The 19,293-nt window shown below is 54.8% G+C and carries 16 protein-coding genes; 3 read left to right on the top strand and 13 right to left on the bottom strand.

Annotated elements, in window-relative coordinates; genetic code table 11:
* Window positions 1-36: 36 nt before the first annotated feature.
* From IEX74_RS01075 to lon, 4 genes are all read right to left on the bottom strand, one after another.
* Window positions 37-768, bottom strand: a complete 732-nt coding sequence (locus IEX74_RS01075; RefSeq protein ID WP_188810110.1) for an SDR family NAD(P)-dependent oxidoreductase — start codon at window positions 766-768, stop codon at window positions 37-39.
* A gap of 104 nt (window positions 769-872) precedes the next feature.
* Entirely contained in the window at window positions 873-2,288 is a 1,416-nt protein-coding gene (hslU, locus tag IEX74_RS01080; RefSeq protein ID WP_188810112.1) for an ATP-dependent protease ATPase subunit HslU, read from the bottom strand.
* Between the two features lie 129 nt (window positions 2,289-2,417).
* Entirely contained in the window at window positions 2,418-3,476 is a 1,059-nt protein-coding gene (gene porQ / locus IEX74_RS01085; protein ID WP_188810113.1) for a type IX secretion system protein PorQ, read from the bottom strand.
* 125 nt (window positions 3,477-3,601) lie between these two features.
* Window positions 3,602-6,109, bottom strand: a complete 2,508-nt coding sequence (gene lon, locus IEX74_RS01090; RefSeq protein ID WP_229755067.1) for an endopeptidase La — start codon at window positions 6,107-6,109, stop codon at window positions 3,602-3,604.
* A 276-nt stretch (window positions 6,110-6,385) separates the two neighbouring features.
* On the opposite strand from lon, the gene IEX74_RS01095 reads away from it, so the two are divergent.
* Window positions 6,386-8,389, top strand: coding sequence for an OmpA family protein (locus IEX74_RS01095; RefSeq protein WP_188810114.1), 2,004 nt, complete (start codon window positions 6,386-6,388; stop codon window positions 8,387-8,389).
* Between the two features lie 92 nt (window positions 8,390-8,481).
* On the opposite strand, the gene IEX74_RS01100 is transcribed toward IEX74_RS01095, so the two are convergent.
* The 7 genes from IEX74_RS01100 to IEX74_RS01130 form a co-directional block, all read right to left on the bottom strand.
* Window positions 8,482-8,976 (bottom strand): DUF6702 family protein, encoded by a 495-nt coding sequence (locus IEX74_RS01100; protein WP_188810115.1) that lies wholly within the window; start codon window positions 8,974-8,976, stop codon window positions 8,482-8,484.
* A gap of 120 nt (window positions 8,977-9,096) precedes the next feature.
* Complete coding sequence (rseP, locus tag IEX74_RS01105; protein ID WP_229755068.1) at window positions 9,097-10,437, bottom strand: RIP metalloprotease RseP; 1,341 nt, start codon at window positions 10,435-10,437, stop codon at window positions 9,097-9,099.
* Between the two features lie 151 nt (window positions 10,438-10,588).
* Window positions 10,589-11,758 carry a 1-deoxy-D-xylulose-5-phosphate reductoisomerase gene (locus IEX74_RS01110; RefSeq protein WP_188810116.1) on the bottom strand — a complete coding sequence of 390 codons (1,170 nt, stop codon included), beginning with the start codon at window positions 11,756-11,758 and terminating at the stop codon, window positions 10,589-10,591.
* A 31-nt stretch (window positions 11,759-11,789) separates the two neighbouring features.
* A complete protein-coding gene (locus IEX74_RS01115) occupies window positions 11,790-12,239 on the bottom strand; it encodes a 3-oxoacyl-ACP synthase (RefSeq protein ID WP_188810117.1) in 450 nt (149 codons plus the stop codon).
* The gene (locus tag IEX74_RS01120) at window positions 12,223-12,846 is read right to left on the bottom strand and encodes an SMI1/KNR4 family protein (protein ID WP_229755069.1); all 624 of its coding nucleotides are present in this window, start codon (window positions 12,844-12,846) and stop codon (window positions 12,223-12,225) included. The genes IEX74_RS01115 and IEX74_RS01120 overlap by 17 nt, the downstream gene beginning before the upstream one ends.
* A gap of 59 nt (window positions 12,847-12,905) precedes the next feature.
* Entirely contained in the window at window positions 12,906-13,370 is a 465-nt protein-coding gene (locus IEX74_RS01125; RefSeq protein WP_188810120.1) for a nucleotidyltransferase, read from the bottom strand.
* 521 nt (window positions 13,371-13,891) lie between these two features.
* Window positions 13,892-15,385: a GH3 family acyl-acid amido synthetase gene (locus IEX74_RS01130; protein WP_188810122.1), complete on the bottom strand. Its 1,494-nt coding sequence runs from the start codon at window positions 15,383-15,385 to the stop codon at window positions 13,892-13,894.
* Window positions 15,386-15,583: 198 nt separating this feature from the next.
* Here IEX74_RS01130 and IEX74_RS01135 point away from each other — a divergent pair, with 198 nt between their 5' ends.
* Window positions 15,584-16,012: an OsmC family peroxiredoxin gene (locus IEX74_RS01135; protein ID WP_229755070.1), complete on the top strand. Its 429-nt coding sequence runs from the start codon at window positions 15,584-15,586 to the stop codon at window positions 16,010-16,012.
* Window positions 16,013-16,126: 114 nt separating this feature from the next.
* Window positions 16,127-16,615 (top strand): hypothetical protein, encoded by a 489-nt coding sequence (locus tag IEX74_RS01140; protein WP_188810124.1) that lies wholly within the window; start codon window positions 16,127-16,129, stop codon window positions 16,613-16,615.
* Window positions 16,616-16,685: 70 nt separating this feature from the next.
* Here IEX74_RS01140 and dnaA read toward each other — a convergent pair whose 3' ends face one another.
* Window positions 16,686-18,182, bottom strand: a complete 1,497-nt coding sequence (gene dnaA / locus IEX74_RS01145; RefSeq protein ID WP_188810126.1) for a chromosomal replication initiator protein DnaA — start codon at window positions 18,180-18,182, stop codon at window positions 16,686-16,688.
* Between the two features lie 142 nt (window positions 18,183-18,324).
* Window positions 18,325-19,245 carry a bifunctional metallophosphatase/5'-nucleotidase gene (locus IEX74_RS01150; protein WP_188810128.1) on the bottom strand — a complete coding sequence of 307 codons (921 nt, stop codon included), beginning with the start codon at window positions 19,243-19,245 and terminating at the stop codon, window positions 18,325-18,327.
* Window positions 19,246-19,293: the final 48 nt, after the last annotated feature.

Consider the following 19,293-nt stretch of genomic DNA (forward strand, 5'->3'; position numbering starts at 1 on the left):
GTAAAAAGCCCTCGTCAGTTGACGAGGGCTTTTTACTTAGGATAAGTCTGTTATATGTAAGATGACATCTGATTCCTTACTATTAGTATCCAGAATCCATCTTACCACCTTCCCAGCCACTTCTTCAGCATTCTGTAGCTTTCCTTCCGCATGCAGTTCAGCAAACCTAGGTGCTTCGCTGAACTGCTGCGCGTCAGTCGAGCGAATCTGTTCTTGCATGGTGGTATCGATGACACCGGGTGAAAGTGCCCGGACGCGGATACCGGAGCCTCTCAAGTCCTGTTCCTTTTGGGCAGTAAGCGTCAGCATCTCTAAGGCAGCTTTTGAGGCGCAGTAAGCGCTCCAGCCATCGACCGGGCGCTGGGCAGCACCGCTGCTGATGTTGAGAATTGTGCGGGGAACCTGGTAGCTGGCGTAGGCGCTCAGGAAGGTGTTCATGAACATGGCCGGTACTACCGTATTCACGGTAAAGACGAAGGTGAAGTGTTCATTCGGCTGCTCACCTAGGTAGCCTATTTCTCCGAGCACAGCAGCATTGTTGATCAGCGTGACACTCTCCGCATCAGGCCACTGCCCAAACACTTTAGCTAAGTTGTTCTCTACGGCTATGCTATCCGACAGGTCCAAGGGTTGATGATGGTACCGATCATGTTCGATAGTAGCATGGCGTGAAACCCCGATAACCTTTGTATTAGCTTCGGCGAGAATAGCTTGGGTCAACGCTTTACCTAGGCCACGGCTAGCTCCTGTAATGATGTAGTAATGCATGTTCGAAGTGGGAAAGAGAGTTGCACTTCACATACGTAAACAGGCTAAAAAAGAGAAGGCGGCTAATAAGCCGCCTTCTCTTTTTTAGCCTTGCTACTCTAAGATCAAAGAATATACTGCGTTAAGTCGCGGTTGTGCACCATATCGCGCAGGCGTTCTTCTACTAGCTCACGGGTGATAAGGATCTGCGCATTTGCGCCAATCCGATCCGGCACATCGAAGAGAATGTCATTAAGTAAGCGGCTCATCACCGTATGCAGCCGACGGGCACCGATGTTCTCTACTTCTTCATTTACTTCGGAAGCAATTTCGGCAATACGCTCCAGAGCTGATTCATCGAAGGAAAGCTCTACCTCTTCCGCTTTTAACAGCGCTTCGTACTGCTTCGTCAGCGCGTTTTTCGGGTCTTTCAGAATCAGGAAGAAATCCTCCTTCGTCAGACTTTGCAGCTCCACGCGGATAGGGAAGCGGCCTTGCAGCTCTGGAATCAGGTCGCTGGGCTTGGCAACGTGGAACGCGCCGGCGGCAATGAACAAGATGTGGTCGGTGTGGATGACGCCGTATTTGGTGCTCACGGCGCTGCCTTCCACGATGGGCAGCAGGTCGCGCTGCACACCTTCCCGGCTCACATCGGGGCCTCCCCCACCCTTGCCGCTACGGCTGGCCACCTTGTCGATTTCGTCGATGAAGATGATGCCGGCATTTTCAGCTTGACGAATAGCTTCGTCCTTCACCTCATCCATGTCGATGAGTTTGGCAGCTTCTTCGTCGAGCAGCAGCTTGCGCGCTTCGGCAATGGTGACTTTGCGCTTGCGGGTTTTCTTGGGCAGCATCGAACCTAGCATGTCCTGCAAACCCGATAGCGAAGCTTCGTCCAGGCCGGCCGGTCCGCCGATTACGCCCACGCCGGGCGTATTGCTTTGCTGCACCTTGATTTCAATTTTCCGGTCGTCCATCTCCCCGCTACGAATCTTCAGGCGGAACTTCTCGCGGGTACGCTCGTTTAGCTCGTGGTCAGAATCAGGGACAGCATTGCCATCGGAGCCGCCGAAACCTAGGTTTGGCTTCGGCGCAGCGGGGGCGCTGGCAGTAACGGGCGGAATGAGGGCATCGAGAATAACATCTTCCACGGCCTGCGCCGCCTGCACTTTCACTTCTTCCTTGCGGCGCTGCTTTACCATGTTCACTGACTGCTCCACCAGGTCGCGCACCATGCTTTCCACGTCGCGGCCCACGTAGCCTACTTCCGTAAACTTGGATGCTTCCACTTTGGTGAAAGGAGCACCGGCAATGCTCGCCAGACGGCGTGCAATTTCGGTTTTACCCACACCCGTCGAGCCAATCATCAGAATGTTATTGGGCACGATTTCCTGCTGCATCTCAGCGGGCGCGTGCAGCCGCCGCCAGCGGTTGCGCAACGCAATGGCCACGTGCCGTTTGGCGTCGTGCTGACCAATGATGTATTTATCCAGCTCGGCCACGATCTGGACCGGCGTGAGGAAATTGGCGGAATCTAGCATGAGAATAAATAGGTGTAAGTAGAACAGCTGCTGCGGGCGCGGCAAACCGTAAATAAGCTAGGTCGTCTACGCAGGAAAGCCGTAGATTGTCGTAAACTCTTATTTCTAAACGCAATCCTCGTGCATATCCTAGCCTTTTTTAAACAAGGAATTGAGGTTGCGGGCCACAGTGAAGTAGTTGCTGGCCCCAGACGCGTGGTAGTAGGCGCGGGTGTAGTCAAGCTGAAATTGACTGATGCGGATCATCACGCCCAGGCTCATGCCGGCACCTGCTGAGCGCGTATCGAGGCGCAACTCTTTGCGCTGCAAGTGATTGTAACCCAGGCGCAGGTTCAGGTTTTTACTCAGAATAAGCTCGGCGCCTACCACAAAGTGACGGGCAATCTTGTCGCCGATGGTTTTCTTCGGCCTCACTTCGTTGTTGTTTTCGTCTATCTGTCCGCGCTGATTCGGATCGAGGTACACGATGTCGAACTGCTGCAGGTGATGTGCCGTCAGGGAGAAGCGCAGCGGCATGTGTTCGGGCTTGATGGAGGCACCTAGCTGCACATCGAGCGGCATGGGCTCGTGCCCGGCGCCGGTGTAGGTTTTCAGCTGATAGCCAACGTTTTTCACCGTAAGCCCCACGTTGAAATCCTTTGTAGGATGCTTGAACAAGGCGCCGGCATCAGCCAGTGCCGCTACCGAGTGGTTGCCGGCAATACCTGAAACAGCTAGCTTGAGCGTGCCAGCGAGGGTGAAGTTGCCGCTGGTGTAGGCATCGGTAACTCCTAGCGCGTACTCGTTCACCGAGAAGTTACCCATGCTGTTACCGGCCGCGTCAAATTGTTCGAAACTGCCGTAGTTCAGGTAGGTAAGGCCAACTCCAAACCGACCAGCATGCTCCGTATTGAAGACGTAAGCGGCCGTAGTTTGCTTGATATCAGCCAGATAATCGACATAACCCAGACCTAGGGTGCCGTCCATATCGGCATTGAGCAGCGCCGGGTTAGCGTAGAGCATCGTTGCGTCGCCGTCACGGGAGCTGACGTTGGCCCCACCCAGGCCCGCCAGCTTGGCACTGGTTGGCAGGTTCAGAAAGGAAAACGCCTGCTGTCCCCCAATCTGCGCGTATCCCGCACGACTAGCTAGCAAACTACTTGTAAGAACCAGGGCAGAAATAACGGAACCGCGTAGCAATCGAATCATTGGCCTGCTATATAGGGGGTTGTGATCAGCGAAGATAAGACGCAGCGGTGGGCATTTTATTGTACGCCGAAGCCAGAGCGGGAGAAAAGCTAGGTTTGTCGCTCTTTTCTCCCGCTCCCCATTGGCTAAGCTACTTCGATGCTAGGTCCACTCAAAGCTGGTGTTGGCTCATCGCGCACTATTAGCGGCATCGGCTGGCTTACTTGCTCTTCCAGCAGAGCCACTTTCAGCACGTCATCCACGCGGTCGGCGTAGTGCACGGTCAAGTCCTTGAGGTAATCGGCCGGTATTTCGTTGATATCCTTGCGGTTCTTTTCGCACAGAATTACGTCGCGGATACCGGCACGCTTCGCCGCCAGGATCTTCTCCTTGATACCGCCCACCGGCAACACTTTGCCGCGTAGCGTAATTTCGCCCGTCATGGCTAGGTGGCTGCGAATCTTGCGCTGGGTGAAAACCGACGCAATGCTGGTGAAGATGGCAATACCGGCACTCGGCCCGTCTTTCGGCACGGCTCCTTCCGGAAAATGGATGTGCAGATCGTATTGCTCGAAGAGGCGGTAATCGATGCCCAGCGACTCGGCCCGGCTGCGCAGGTACGACAAGGCGGTAACCGCCGATTCCTTCATCACGTCGCCTAGCTGGCCGGAGAGTGTCAGCTTACCACGCCCACGGCTGAGCAGACTTTCGATGAAGAGGATATCGCCCCCAACGGACGTCCAGGCCAAGCCCGTTACGACGCCCGCCGTTTCGTTGTCCTGGTACAAGTCGCGGTCGAAGGTAGCAGCACCTAGGATGCGCGTTATGTCCTTCGGCTCCAACACTTCCGGAAATGACTCCTTCATTGCCTTGTTTTTAGCAATGTTGCGGGCCACCGCGCCTAGCTTGCGCTCCAGGCTCCGCACACCCGACTCGCGGGTATAATCATCGATAACCCGTTGCAATGCCGGCGTTGTAATACTCACATCTTTCGAGGTGAGACCGTGATCAGTGAGCTGCTTGGGCCACAGGTGCTTTTTGGCAATCTGCGTTTTCTCTTCCAGCGTGTACCCGGTCAGGTCAATAATCTCCATCCGGTCGCGCAGGGCTGGCTGAATCGTGTCCAGCGAGTTAGCCGTGGCAATGAACAGCACCTTCGACAGGTCGTACTCCACCTCCAGGTAGTTGTCGGTGAAGGTCGAGTTCTGCTCCGGGTCGAGCACTTCGAGCAGCGCCGAGCTAGGGTCGCCGCGGAAGTCGGAAGCAATCTTGTCAATCTCATCGAGCACGATAACCGGGTTAGAGGCGCCGGCTTTTTTGATCTGCGAGACGATGCGACCCGGCATAGCACCCACGTAGGTTTTACGGTGGCCGCGAATCTCGGCTTCGTCGCGCACGCCACCCAGCGACATGCGCACGTACTTGCGCCCCAGCGACTTGGCAATGGATCGCCCCAACGAAGTCTTGCCCACGCCGGGCGGGCCATAAAGGCACAGAATCGGCGCCTTCATATCCTGCTTCAGCTTCAGCACGGCCAGATACTCGATGATGCGCTCCTTTACCTTCTCAAGGCCGTAGTGGTCGGCATCAAGAATCTTCTTAGTACGCTTCAGGTTGAAGTTATCCTTGGTGTACTCGGCCCAGGGCAGGTCGAGCAGAAACTCCACGTAGTTCAGGCTCACCGGATACTCGGCCGCCTGCGGGTTGATGCGACCTAGCTTATCCAGCTCTTTGTTGAAGTGCTTGGCAACGGCTTCGGGCCACTGCTTGTCTTTGGCGCGTACCCGCAGCTTCTCAATTTCCTGATCAGGGCCGTCGAAACCTAGCTCGTCTTGCAGCACTTTGATCTGCTGACGCAGGAAGTAGTCACGCTGCTGCTGGTCGATGTCGGTGTGGACTTTGCTCTGAATTTCGTGCTTGATTTCCAGCAGCTGAATCTCCTTCAGCATCATCTCCAGGAGCGTGGTGCCGCGCTCCACGCCGTCGTTGATTTCCAGCAGCTTCTGCTTCAGGCCAACCTCTACGTTGATGTTTGAGGATAGAAAGTGCGTCAGGAAAGAGGGCGAATCAATGTTATCGAGGGCGACCTGGGCTTCCTGCGGAATCTCGGGATTCAGCTTGAGCATCTTCACCGCCGCATCCTTCAGCGACGATACCAAGCCTTTTACCTCCTGCGAGTTCTTATTCGGGAACGTTTCGGGGAAGTAGCTAACGCGCGCCGTCAGATAGGGCGTATCCTGCGTGGCTTCTTCAATCTTAAAGCGGCTCTGCCCCTGAATGATGATGGTGGTGTTGCCATCCGGCAGCACCAGCAGCTTCAGGATGCGCGCCATCGTGCCTATTTCGTAGATGTCGGCCAAGCCAGGGTCGTCGCTTTGGCTGCGCTGCGCGATTACGCCGACAATCTTATTTCCTCGGTAGGCTTTGCGCACAAGGCGAATGCTCTTCTTACGAGTGACCGTAACGGGCAATACGACGCCGGGAAAAAGGACCGTATTGCGCACCGGCAGCAGCGGCAGCTCGGCAGGCGCGTCCTGCTCGTTCATGGGCTGGTCGGGGTCAGTAGCTACGATGGACACCATTTCGGTCGGGTCATCGGCCATCAATAGCGAGGAAAACGGTTTGGGCTTACGCGAATTGCGATTTTGGCTCATGGAAGAAAAGGCGAAAAAGGCGCCGTTGTCAGAATGACAGTTAAACGAGGCACCTATACGCTCGGGGAAGAGCGTTTTCCGAAAAATACAGGTTTGTCAAGTGCTATGCCACGTCCAGGCCGGCTCAATTTTGGCTTTTCACTCCGCCAAGGCGGCACAAAAGCAACTTGAGGATCAGCCAGCGCGGCAGATTACAGGTACGCTCAGGGGCATCAAAAAACTGCTATTTTTGATTTCCCCTGTCTTTTTGGGTCAGTTTTAGTTTGATAATTCCTTATGCTTTGTTCTTTACGCTTATTCCTGCTTTTGCTGCTCTTATCGCTATCGGAGGGCATTTATGCCCAGCAACCTAGCTCCGCTCCGTTGCAGCAGCGCAAGCTCACCGGAAAAGTCAGTCCTCGCTTGCGCCTGCACTCCGATGCTACTCCCGACTTCCCGAACGTAAATCGCACGGCGTATTATCAGAACAAAAAAGAGCTGAAAGCCATTCAAAAAGCCGAAAAGCGACACAACTGGAACCAGGCACGCAATCTGCTGACGGCGTACGTGGGGCAGTTTGGCATTCAGAATTTCTATAAAGATACGCCTTTACTTTGGCGCTTGGGCCAGCTTTGGGAGCGGACCGGCAACGAGGAAAAAGCCAAGGCCTATTTCCGGCTGGCGCTGAAGCATCGCCGCCAGGATATGACCAAAGTTCAGCTCTACTACGATTCATTGGAGCAAAAGAAGGCTGATTTCTACGTGCCGCTCAAGGTGTATTATGACTTGGTGGAGTACCGCAAGAGCATCGCGACGTTTCATCCGCCCAAGGGCGTTTATACGAGCATGGGCGACGCCATCAACTCCAAAGTCGAAGATTATGGCCCGACGCTGAACTCCGAGGCGGGCATCTTTATCTTCTCTTCCAAGCGGAAGATGCGCGGCATACATGGTGTAATTGATGAAGATCTGTACACGTCGCGCAAAGAAGGTGTGTCGTGGACCGATGCCGAGCCGCTGCCGAAGCCTATTAACAGTTCCTACAACGAAGGCTCGGCCTGCATCACTAAAGACGGCCGCACCATCTACTTCGCCCGATGCGAGTGCCCCAACTGCCACGGCAACTGCGACTTATTCACTTCTACCTTCAAGGACGGGCAGTGGTCGGTGCCCCGGAGCCTAGGTATGCAAGTCAACTCGTCGGCCTGGGATTCGCAGCCGACCTTGTCGCCGGGCGAGGACACGCTGTATTTTGCCTCCGACCGCCTCGGCGGCTTTGGCTTGTCGGATATCTGGTACACGCACAAGCTCAAAAATGGCCAATGGGCGAAGGCTGAGAATATGGGTCCGGTGGTGAACACGCGGGAGAGTGAGGTAAGCCCGTACTTCCACCCGCTGTACAACGTACTATATTTCAGCTCGCGCGGTCAGCTGCTCAACTACGGCGACTTCGACATCTACAAAACCTATCGGGTGCAGGGTCGCTGGCAGGAGCCGCGCAACATTGGCCCGCTCGTGAACGGCAAAGGTTCAGAATACTACTTCACTATTGATGGCGAATCGAAGAACCTGTACTACGCCCGCTCGGAGACGCAGGACATGAAGAACCTGGACCTCTACTCCTTCCCGCTGCCGATGGAAGCCCAGCCGCTCGCCACCACGCACGTTGAAGGCAGCCTGATCGACTCAGTATCTAACAAACCACTGAACGGTACCGTCAGCATCATCGACACGGACAACGGCATTGAGGTCGCCAGCAAATATGTGCGCCCCGATGGCTCTTTCGACTTCGACCTGATCGAAGGCTCGCACTACGTTATGCTCATCCAAAGCCCCGAATCCTTCAGCGTGCAGCGCGAGTTCGTGCTAAAAGGCGACACGGTGATGAAGCTGCTGACCAACTCCATTGATTACAAGCTGCCCCTGATTTTCAAGAACATCGAGTTCGACGCGGGCAAGGCCACCATTCGGCCTTCTATGCACAGCACCCTCGATCGTATTGCCTTGTTTTTGGGCGAGAACCCTAGCTTTCGCCTCAGCATCTCGGGTCACACCGACAGCAACGGCGACCCGGACGTGAACGAGAAATTGTCGCAAGACCGCGCCGAAGCTATCCGCCGCTACATCGAGCAGAAAGGCAAGCTCAAGCCCAACCGCATCGAAAGTATGGGCTACGGCAGTACGCAGCCGTTGAAACCCGAAGTAACGGAGGAAGATGCCCGCATTAACCGCCGAGTGGAATTCCGACTTATTAAGCCGGACGGCGACAAACCGGCCGCCGGTGCTGGCGCGGGTTGGTAGTCAACTGTCATTCCGAGCAGCGCGAGGAATCTGGATTAGACACCTAGGTTTGTAACTTAGATTCCTCGCGCTGCTCGGAATGACAACCTAGGTTACCAGGTCAGCTTCTGGCTTTCGTCGCCTTCTTTGAACAGGGCACTTTGCTTTTTGCCGTTGGCCTCCACGTTCACGATGTTCATCTGGTCGGGGAAGGTATCTTCTAGCAGCAAGTGGCGCAAGTAGATGCCATTTACTGGCTTTGCTAGCTTCACGGCGAAGTACAGCCAGTGTGCGTCGGTTTCTTTCTGAATGCCGATAAACTGGATGGGCAGCGCCTCGCCGGGCTTGGTTCCGAAGATAATGGAACGCCGGAGCAGTGCTGTCACCAGTGCATTCACCTGCGGCTTGGGCGACTGATCGAGGCTAATGGAGCTAGGTTGCCCAACGGATAACGCCTTTTCAAAGTCATCGGTGAAGACCTTGAGCGAAACCTCAAGCTGCTGCTTAGGCGGGTTGTAGTGCAGCTCCATAATGCTGGCATGGTAGGCATGAGCCGCAGCCACAAGGCTAACGAGGAGCGCGAAGAACAGGACAGCAAAGTGGCGCATAACATTCTGTAAACTGTCATCCTGACGAAGGAAGGACCTTTTAGTACCAAACACTACCCATACAACGGCTCGTTCTGGCACTAAAAGGTCCTTCCTTCGTCAGGATGACAATTATTTATTCTAAAACAGCGACTTAAACAAGTCGTTGAAGATCACAAAGACCATTAAGCTCAGAATCAACACCATTCCTACTTTCTGGGCGTTTTCCAGGAATTTGTCGGAAGGCTTGCGGCCGGCTATCATCTCGTAGAGCAGGAACAGGACGTGGCCGCCATCGAGGGCCGGGATGGGCAGCAGGTTCATGAAGGCCAGCACCATCGAGAGCATTCCCGTTAGGGTCCAGAAGCGAATCCAGTCCCATTTGCCACCGTATTGCTGCGCAATCGCCATGGGGCCACCCAGCGACTTACGAGCCGAAGCCTCACCGCGGAAGATTTTGCCGAAGGCTTTCACCTGCGTACCAATCACGCCAAACGCCTGTTTCGCACCCGCCGGCACCGACTCGGCCAGGCTGTAGTTGCGCGTGGCATAGTTCAGCAGCGACTTGGGCCGGAAACCTACTTTCCCTTCCTCATCCACGTTCACGGTGAGAGTCACAGGTGCTCCGCTCCGCTCCACGACTAAGGGCGTGGGCTTGCTGGCGTTGGTTTTTAAGGCTTGCTGTAATTCCGGAAAAAATTGAATTCTCTGCTTACCTACCTGCGTGATTCGGTCGCCGGGCTGCAAACCAGCTTTCGCGGCAGGTCCGCCTGGCACTACCTCATCTACCTGAAACGGATCGAGCGGCACCACGAAAGCTGCCTGGTCCTGATCGGAGAGGCGGTCCATAAAATCAGCCGGTACCCGGATGTCGATGAGTTGCCCGTTGCGGTCGACGGTGTAGTAGCTATGGTTGCCGAGAACTACATCAGCGCTGTACACGTCGTTGAATTCGGTGAACGGCCGACCGTTAATCTTCACGATCTTATCGCCCGTACGGAAGCCGATTTCCTGACCTAGCTTATTGGGCACTACGCCAAAGCGAACCTCGGAAGCGGGCAGGTAGCTTTCACCGTACTTGAACGTGAGGGCGGAGAAGATGACGATGCCGGTAATCACGTTCATGATGATGCCACCCAGCATCACAATCAGGCGCTGCCAGGCTGGCTTGGCGCGGAACTCGTTGGGCTGAGGCTCAGCAGCCAGCGAATCGGCATCCTGGGTTTCGTCGATCATGCCGTGAATGGCCACGTAGCCACCCAGCGGAAACCAACCTAGGCCATATTCTGTCTCCCCGACTTTCTTCTTGAAAAGAGCGAAGTTGGCAACACCCGGCAGCGGAAACAGGAAATCGAAAAAGATATAAAACTTATCGACGCGGATCTTGAAGTATTTGGCGGAAGCGAAGTGCCCGAATTCGTGCAAGCCGACCAATATGGAAAGGCCAAGCAACATTTGGCCGGCCATGATGAGAATTTCCAAGAGGAGAAGGGAATGGAGTTAAGGAGAAGGTAAAAACGTCGGTCATGCTGAGGTTGCGCGGTTAATCCCCAAGAATTGAGATTAGCATTGCACGCGAGATGCTTCCTTGCGTCAGCATGACGTTGTATCGTAGGTAGCTGTGTAAGAACACTTACAACCGCTTGACTAGTTCTTGCGCCACGCGCCGGGTTTCCTGGTCGGTGAGCACATAATCGTCGAGCGACGGTTCGGCAAGGTACGAAACCTTTGTGAGGCAGCTTTCCACCAGATCCGGCATTTGCAGAAAGCCGATTTCGTCGCGCAAGAACCTGGCCACGGCAATTTCATTGGCAGCGTTGAGCACGCAAGGCGCATTGCCGCCCCGGCGCATAGCTTCAAAAGCTAGGGGAAGGTTGCGGAACGTGGCGCGGTCGGGCTGCTCGAAGGTGAGCTGCGGGTAGTCGAGGAAGGAGAAACGGGGAAAGCTGGACGGCAAACGCTCGGGGTAACCTAGGGCGTATTGGATAGGCAGCTTCATATCGGGCAGACCTAGCTGCGCTTTCAACGAACCATCTTCAAACTGCACGAGCGAGTGAATGATGCTCTGCGGATGCACGACCACGTCAATCTGCTCATCGGTGAGATTGAACAGCCACTTGGCCTCTATCACCTCCAAGCCTTTGTTCATCAGCGAGGCCGAGTCGATGGTGATCTTGGCGCCCATGTCCCAGTTCGGGTGCTTCAGCGCTTGGGCTTTCGTGACAGTAGCGAGCTGCTCGGCCGTGCGGCCGCGGAACGGTCCGCCGGAAGCCGTCAGAATAATCTTTTCAATGGGGTTCCGCTCCTCCCCTACCAGGCACTGAAAAATAGCGGAGTGCTCTGAATCGACGGGGTACAAGCCTACGCCGTGCTCTTTGACTAACTGCGTAATTAGCTGTCCGGCAACTACCAGCGTTTCTTTATTCGCCAGCGCAATCGTCTTGCCGGCTCGGATAGCGCGCACTGTGGGCAGCAACCCGGCATAGCCAACCATTGCGGTAAGCACCACATCGGCATCGTCGCGGCCGGCTACGTCGGCCAGGGCGGCAGGGCCAGCCAGCACCTCCGTTGGCTGCTGCGCCAGGGCCGTTTTTACAATTTCATACTTCGCCTCATCGCCGATAACTACGACGGCCGGCTGAAACTCGCGTGCTTGCTGCACCAGCAGATCAGCGTTGGACTGCGCAGAAAGAGCCGTAACCGTGAAACGGCCAGGATACGCACGGATAACGTCGAGCGCCTGCGTACCGATAGAACCAGTAGAGCCGAGCAGCGTGACGCGTTTGGGGTGGGTGAAGGACATATACAAAAGTAGCGCGCAAATTGGTTACGCGTTATTGCACCTGCTCCACCTGAATCTTCTTCCCATTAAATAGCGCTTCCTCGCCTGCGCGTTTACCACTTAAAGCAACGGCTATGGGTGCCGCGGCTGATACAGCAAAGTATTCCTTGCTATCTACCGCCAGCTTGCCCGCGCTGATGCTGAGGTAAAACAAACCTAGGTTGGTCTGTACCAAGGCGCCGGGCCGCACGGTGTCGCACAGCTTTTCGGGGTCGATGCGTGCTAGCTCGGCTTGCAGCTTTAGGGCCTCGTTCAGCTGCACGGCGTTGCGGTTACGCTCTTCCTGGGCCATGGCGCGGCCTGTTTCGTACTTGTCGCCGGCGCTGCTTTTGGTTTCGTTGTTGGCGGATTCCTGGGCAGCCTGCATAGCCTGCTGGGAAGCATCGATGCGCTGTTGCACGTAGTCTTGGCAGGCGGCGTGGAGTTTACTTTTCAGACTCATCCGATTCCGACTCCTCCTGTTTGAGTTCTCTGTAACTACTTAATGCTTCCTGCATTAGCTCGGCAAACGAACGGTAGCGGTTCGCTCCTGGCATCCAATTGGCGAAATGCCATGCTTCCCATTCACCATCGTGCTGTACTGCCGGATTTAAGGCTAGGAACCCGGCGTCTCCCCAATCAGAAATCATCAGACAGCCTCGAAAGTATTCTCCACGCACTTGTCCATCAATCTGGCTATCATCATAGCGGAAGTATTCCTCATCCGGTACGCTGGGAATTGTCTCGACATCGCTTTCCCAAAGTTCCACCAAGTCTTTATCAGTATTTACCAGCCAATCTACTTTCGTGCAAGAGCGCAACCAGTAAGTAAAATAGTCAATGGGTCCAAACCCGTTTGCTGTTAGCAGAAACTCTCGGTAAGATGAAGGCAACTTTACTCCTAATCGCTGCTCCAAATTCAAAATTTCCTGCTCGGTTGCACCCGGTTCGCCTAACCATCCACTTTGTCGATACTTGTTTCTCAGAATGTTTGACGCATTACCGTCTATAAATTCTGGATCAGATAGAACTTCTTGGCTGATCTGTTTCAGAAGATCGGGCCAATTCACGATAATTTTGGTTTCTAGCATTTCGGCTGCTTTATCGTTAAAAGGGCTGCAAGCAGTAGCTATAAATCAGTATCGGCAAGGTTTTTCAGATCCAATTGGTCTTTGAGGCGGCCAGTGCTGGCTTTGTTCTGACGCAAATCGGCCAAGCTGATGAAGTTGATCGGCACTTCGTCTAAAACCTTTGTCTCCCGTTGCGCATAGCAGTGGTCGAAGTCGACTCCATCAACGGAAGTAAGCAGATCAATTCGCAGCGGGGCTACGCCTAATTGGACGATGGTATCGGGGGTACTGAAATCAGCAACGGTATAGCCCAAGCCTCCCAGGCCAAACTGCTGTAAAGTTGCGACAACGCGTTGGGCATTATCAGCGGTTGGTTTCACCCACACATCAATGTCGCCGGTGGCACGCACGTAGCCGTAGCGGGCTACTGCGTAAGCACCTACAATCAGGTACTCAACGCGGTTGGCGTTTAATAACTCGACAAACTCTTTGTATTCCTCTGTAAGCTGGTTGGCTTGTGCCATTGCTGAGAAAGTAAAAGGCATATACTTGCCGCCGGAGAAATTCTAATGCCTCCATACGCTCCTCCACTGTTTTCGTGCGCCAATAAGCGGCGTCATCGGCATCCTGATCGTGATGCAGCGAGGTCTTGCGGGCAGCAGTGCGGTCGAATTTGATCATGACTCAAGGTACGGGGTTTATTCGGTACTGTGTTGTGACCCTTTGCTTGAATCACCAGCCAAACTTTATCACCAATACAGGTGCTAAAAAGCTCAATGCTAACAAGCAGCCGTAGAAGCGCTTGGAGCTACTGAATAAGGCAAAACTTCCAATCACCAGCCAGTAAAATAGCGAGACAAGCAAAGCAAGTAAAACCGGGTAGACGATAATTGTGCCTCGGCCGCACTCATCTAAGCGAGAGTGGTCAGCCGTGATTATTTGATATACGCGAAACCAGCCAGTGCAATACAGCAAGAGTCCAACACAGGTTACTGGATATGAGCAAAGTAAGCGAGCTAACTTAGACATACCGCTTTATCACGCATCAGGTAGAAAGTAACCCCTCAGCTACATTCCGATCATTGCTTAACCTAGGTACTTTGTTCTGTCCACCTAGCTTTCCGAGGCTTTTCATGTAGCGCTGAAACGCTCCCGTCGGCAGCGCCGTGAGCCGGAGTGGCGCCAAAATATTACCGCTGAGTAAATCATCATAGTACACGTTGCGACGGCGCAAACCAGCATCCAATGCGGCGGCAAAAGCAGCGGCATCACGCGGCGGCGTGGCGAATTCTACCAGCCACTCGTGCTGCGAAGGCTCGGCAGGATTGTCGCTCACGCGGGGCGCCACGGTAAACTCGACCACATCGACCTCCGGAAATTGCACCATCGCTTCGCGCAACGTTTGCTCCACTTCCTCCCCAATAACATGCTCCCCGAAAGCCGAGAGAAAGTGTTTGATACGGCCGCTCACCACCACGCGGTACGGGTTCTTGCTCACGAAGCGCACGGTGTCGCCGAGACTGTAGCCCCACAGGCCGGCGTTGGTGTTGAGTACGAGGGCGTATTGCTTGTCCAGCTCGACATCGCCAATCGTGAGCCTAGGTGGATTTGCCTCAAAGAACCGCTCGGCCGGGATGAACTCGTAGAAAATACCCGCATTCAGCAGCAGCAGCAGGCCGGGGTTGCCGGGCTCATCCTGGAAAGCAATAAAGCCTTCGGAAGCCGGAAACGTCTCGATGCTATCCACCGGCCGGCCGATGGTATCGAAAAGTTTCTTGCGGTACGGCTCGAAGTTGACGCCGCCGTACACGAACAGGTTGAAGTCGGGAAACACATCCTTCACGGCTTTGCCAGTGCGCTGCGTGATGCGGTCGAAGTACATCTGCACCCACGGCGGAATACCCGAAATCAGCGTCATGCGCTGACCTAGGGTTTCGCCTACGATGTGGTCGAGCTTGGTTTCCCAATCCTCGATGGTGTTGGTTTGATAGCTAGGCAGCTGGTTACGACGCAGGTAAGCTGGCACATGATGGTTGACAATACCCGAAAGCCGCCCGGTGTGAATGCCATTCACCTGCTCTAGCTCCGGGCTGCCGGATAAAAAGATCAGCTTGCCATCGAGAAACTGGCTGCGGCCGGTGCGGTAGATGTAGTGCAGCAGCGCATCGCGGGCGCCGTTGATATGGTTCGGGATGCTCGCTTTTGTCAGCGGAATGTACTTGGCGCCGGAGGTGGTGCCCGACGTTTTGGCCAAATACAGCGGCTGGCCCGGCCAGAGCACGTCGGCTTCGCCCTCCTTCACGCGGCTGATGTACGGGTACAGCGCCTCGTAGTCGCGCACGGGCACCTGGCGGGCTAGGTCGGTGGCGGTAGCAATGGCGCGGAAGTCATGGTCGTGACCGAAGGCCGTACGCGTACCTTGTGCCAGCAAGTCGGCCAGTACGTGTTGTTGCGTAGCCACCGGATTTTGCATCCACTGCTGATACTGCCGATGCACAAGCGCTGCCAGCGGGCGACTAAGCGCCGATTTCAAACCCATTCTGTTGGAGTAACGGAGTAAGTGAATACGCGAACCTAGGTTTTAGTGCCTGGCAGCGTACAACGCAGTTTCTTACGTAAGAAACGTGTTTGTGGCAAAGGTATAGGCTGTTCTACCAAATCATGGTTGAGTTCCTATCTTTCGCGGGGCTTGGCACGTATGCCTAGCTCACTTACTCACCTACTCAGTTACTCTATTATGATTAACCAACGTGGCAACGCCGTTTGGAACGGCGACATCAAAGGCAGCGGCAACATCACCACCCAGAGCGGCACGGTCAGCGCGCCCTACTCCGTCGGCGCCCGGTTTGAAGGCCAGAAAGGCACCAACCCCGAGGAGCTGATCGGGGCGGCGCACGCCGGCTGCTACACGATGTTCCTGACCAGCATCCTGACCAAAGACGGCAAGCAAGTAAAGCAAATCCGCACCGAGTCGAAGGTGAGCCTGGATACGTCGGGCGAGGTTCCGAAAATCGTCAAGATTTCCCTAACCACGGAAGGCGAAGTTGAAGGCGTTTCGCAGGAAGAATTTCAGCAATACGCCCAAAAAGCTAAGGAGCACTGCCCGGTTTCGCAGGTGTTGAGCGCCGTGCCTGAAATGGAGCTAGCCTCTGCCACCCTGAAGTAATCAGGGCTTAACTATGAGTTGCCAGTTGTCGGTTGTAGTTTTGGCCGCTGAATAACCTAGCTTATTCGCGCCCGGCGACTGGCAACTCCTTTCTTCGCACCGTTTTCTGCCTCTATGCCTCCAGCTTTTACGCGTATTCGTCTTCAGCCCGCCAACACGGCCCGCATTCCGTTTTGGGGTCAGCTGTTCATTGGTACCCTCTGGATTCTCTACACGATTTTCCTGATCTGGTCCGACTCGGGTCTGAACGACTACCACTTTCTGCACTACTTATTCCTGATCTTCAGCTTCGTGTACGTGGGCTACGTGCTAGTACACAACGCCCCAATATTTGGCACTCAGAGCTACTTAGAGTTTACGCCGGGCTACATTGTGCACAAAAGCGGTTTGTTCCGGGCCAAGCAGGTATTTCCGGTAGAAGAAATCGGTTTGTTGGAATTTGTGCCCCAACAGCTGCGCGTGAGTCTGAAAAACGGGGAAATGTATGCCCTGAGCCTACGCGAGGTAAAAGGCTCGCGCCGCAAGCGTATTCTTCGCGAGCAGGTTCGCAGCTTTGCCAGCAAGAACAACATCCCACTCCACGATAATCTGCCGCCGGTTTAATAGCTATCAGGAAATACAAAGCCCGCTTATAGCGGGCTTTTTTGTTGTGCAACCTAGGTTGTTACGATTCCTATTTACCAGCAAACTTCTTACGTAGCTCCTGAATGGTGCTGCGGAAACTCTTGTCGCTGTCGATCAGGTCCGAAACGGTTTGCACGGAGTGAATCACGGTGCTGTGGTCGCGTCCGCCGAAGTTATGACCAATGCTCTTGAGCGAATGACTAGTGTGCTCCTTGGCAAAGTACATGGCCACCTGCCGCGCCGTCACGACTTCCTTCTTGCGCGTCTTGGCCTTCATCAGATCGAGCGAGATGCCAAAATGTTCGGCTACCGTCTTCTGAATAAAGTCTAGGTTCACCTCGGCTTCTACTTCCTCAATGATGTGCCGCAGCGCCTGTTTGGCCATTTCGAGGTCAATCTCGCGCCGGTTGAGGCTCGATTGCGCCACCAGCGAGATGAGCACGCCTTCGAGCTCGCGCACGTTGGTGTGCACCGAATGCGCCAGGTACTCTACCACCTGCGGCGGGATATCGATGCCATCCTGCTCCATTTTGTTCTGGATGATGGCCATGCGCGTCTCGAAGTCCGGGCTTTGCAGGTCGGTGGTCAGACCCCACTTGAAGCGTGAAAGCAGACGGTCTTCCAGACCATTCAGGTCGCGCGGTGGCCGGTCGGAGGTCATCACGATCTGCTTGCCGGCCTGGTGCAAGTGGTTGAAGATGTGGAAAAACATCTCCTGGGTCTTGTCCTTGCCCGCTAAGAACTGCACGTCGTCTAGAATCAGGATATCGACCAACAGGTAGAAATTAGCAAAATCCTGCACACCGTTGTTGCGCAAGCTCTCGATAAACTGATTCGTGAACTTCTCGGCCGACACATACAGCACGAACTTATCGGCGTTGGTGGCCTTGATGTGGTTGCCGATAGCTTGCACCAGGTGCGTCTTACCTAGACCCACGCCGCCATAAATCATCAGCGGGTTGAAACTCGTGGTACCCGGCTTATTCGCAACCGCAAGGCCCGCTGAGCGCGCCAACCGGTTGCAGCTGCCTTCCACGTAGTTATCGAACGAATACGTGTTGTTGAGCTGCGACTGTAGGTAGTTCCGGTCGATGCCTTTGGTCGCCTCGAAAGGGTTGCGCAGCATGTCGGCCGACTTAACCGGGGCACCAGCTGCCGCGGCCACGTTGCGCGCCGAGGACGTCATAGCACCAGCCGCAACTACGGCTGCATCCGTCGCGGCTTGCGCCGGCGCCGCGGCTTTGCGGGCTGTCGGGATGTTGACCGTCCGCGGCTTATTCTGGCTATTTCCCTGATCTACAACGATGCTGTACTCCAGGCGCCCGTCCGGACCTAGCTCCTGGTAGATGCTTTTCTTCAGCACATCCACGTAGTGCTCTTCCAGCCATTCATAAAAGAATTGGCTGGGCACCTGAATGATGAGAACATTATTGTGGAGCTGCACGGGCACGATAGGCTCGAACCAAGTGCGGAAGCTCTGCTCCCCCACGTTTGCCTTGATGACACGAAGGCAGTTCACCCATACGGTTCGACAATCCTTCAGCATCAATCAGTTATAGCAAAAACAGCAGGTGCAACGTAGAAAACAAAGGGCGTAGGCACGGGCATAATCGAGCCCGTTTTTGACAAGGGGAGACAAAAATGTGGAAAAGTCAGGAGACAAAAAAACCTCCAAACTCTTGCGATTGTCACGCAGATAACACGGGGAGCACCGAGGCCATAGCCACCGTAGGCTGGCGCGTGCCGCGGGCAAAGGTGTAATCTAACCGACCTAGGTTGATGCCGGACCAGCCCACCTGATTAATCAGCGTAGCTCGACCGTTGGGGCTGGTGATTGGCTCGGGGGCATCCATGAACGTATGCGTGTGCCCACCTAGTATCAGGTCGATGCCACTGACCTGCGCGGCCAGCTTTCGGTCGTCAATTTTTTGGCTTTCGTATTTATAACCTAGGTGCGAAAGGCAAATAACCATATCGCAACGCTCGGGGCCGCGCAACTGCGTTACCATCTCCTTAGCCTTCGCTACGGGGTCGAGGTATTGCGTAGCACCAAAGTTCTTATCAGCTACCAAGCCGCTCAGCTCGATACCTAGGCCAAACACTCCGATGCGGTGCCCAGCTTTTTCAAACACTTTGTACGGCTGAAACCGACCGGCCAGCGGCGTTTGAGAGAAGTCGTAGTTGGCAATGAGGAAGGGGAAACCCGCGTTGGGTAGCTGCTTCTGCAAGCCTTCCAGACCATTGTCGAAGTCGTGGTTGCCGAAGGTAGTGGCGTCGTAGCCCATCTGGGTCATAAGCTTGTACTCCAGTTCGCCACCGAAGAAGTTGAAGTACGGCGTGCCCTGCCAGATGTCGCCCGAGTCGAGGAGCAGCACATGCGGCTCCTGCTTCCGGACTTGCTCAATCATCGCCGCGCGCCGGGCCATGCCCCCTAGCCCACCCCATTGCTTATCGCTCTCCGGGAAAGGGTCGATGCGCGAGTGCATGTCGTTGGTATGCAGAATGGTAAGCTTGGCTTCACTGGCAGCGTTAGCAGGCAGACTCAGCCCGAGCAAACCTAGGCTTGCAGCTCCGAGAGTCGAGTTTTTAAGAAAATCGCGGCGATTCATTTTTTCAGTTAACAGTTACCATTTAACAATTATCCATTACTAGTTATC

Origin of the sequence: Hymenobacter cavernae, assembly GCF_014641455.1 — a bacterium.
GTDB lineage: Bacteria > Bacteroidota > Bacteroidia > Cytophagales > Hymenobacteraceae > Hymenobacter > Hymenobacter cavernae.

Excerpts from the sequence above, each read along its gene's own strand:
- IEX74_RS01150 (WP_188810128.1), bottom strand. The coding sequence starts at position 19,245 with ATGAATCGCCGCGATTTTCTTAAAAACTCGACTCTCGGAGCTGCAAGC.
- dnaA (WP_188810126.1), bottom strand. The coding sequence starts at position 18,182 with ATGCTGAAGGATTGTCGAACCGTATGGGTGAACTGCCTTCGTGTCATC.
- hslU (WP_188810112.1), bottom strand. The coding sequence starts at position 2,288 with ATGCTAGATTCCGCCAATTTCCTCACGCCGGTCCAGATCGTGGCCGAG.
- IEX74_RS01125 (WP_188810120.1), bottom strand. The coding sequence starts at position 13,370 with ATGGCACAAGCCAACCAGCTTACAGAGGAATACAAAGAGTTTGTCGAG.
- IEX74_RS01115 (WP_188810117.1), bottom strand. The coding sequence starts at position 12,239 with ATGAGTCTGAAAAGTAAACTCCACGCCGCCTGCCAAGACTACGTGCAA.
- IEX74_RS01075 (WP_188810110.1), bottom strand. The coding sequence starts at position 768 with ATGCATTACTACATCATTACAGGAGCTAGCCGTGGCCTAGGTAAAGCG.
- porQ (WP_188810113.1), bottom strand. The coding sequence starts at position 3,476 with ATGATTCGATTGCTACGCGGTTCCGTTATTTCTGCCCTGGTTCTTACA.
- IEX74_RS01110 (WP_188810116.1), bottom strand. The coding sequence starts at position 11,758 with ATGTCCTTCACCCACCCCAAACGCGTCACGCTGCTCGGCTCTACTGGT.
- IEX74_RS01130 (WP_188810122.1), bottom strand. The coding sequence starts at position 15,385 with ATGGGTTTGAAATCGGCGCTTAGTCGCCCGCTGGCAGCGCTTGTGCAT.
- IEX74_RS01100 (WP_188810115.1), bottom strand. The coding sequence starts at position 8,976 with ATGCGCCACTTTGCTGTCCTGTTCTTCGCGCTCCTCGTTAGCCTTGTG.
- IEX74_RS01140 (WP_188810124.1), top strand. The coding sequence starts at position 16,127 with ATGCCTCCAGCTTTTACGCGTATTCGTCTTCAGCCCGCCAACACGGCC.
- lon (WP_229755067.1), bottom strand. The coding sequence starts at position 6,109 with ATGAGCCAAAATCGCAATTCGCGTAAGCCCAAACCGTTTTCCTCGCTA.
- IEX74_RS01095 (WP_188810114.1), top strand. The coding sequence starts at position 6,386 with ATGCTTTGTTCTTTACGCTTATTCCTGCTTTTGCTGCTCTTATCGCTA.
- IEX74_RS01135 (WP_229755070.1), top strand. The coding sequence starts at position 15,584 with ATGATTAACCAACGTGGCAACGCCGTTTGGAACGGCGACATCAAAGGC.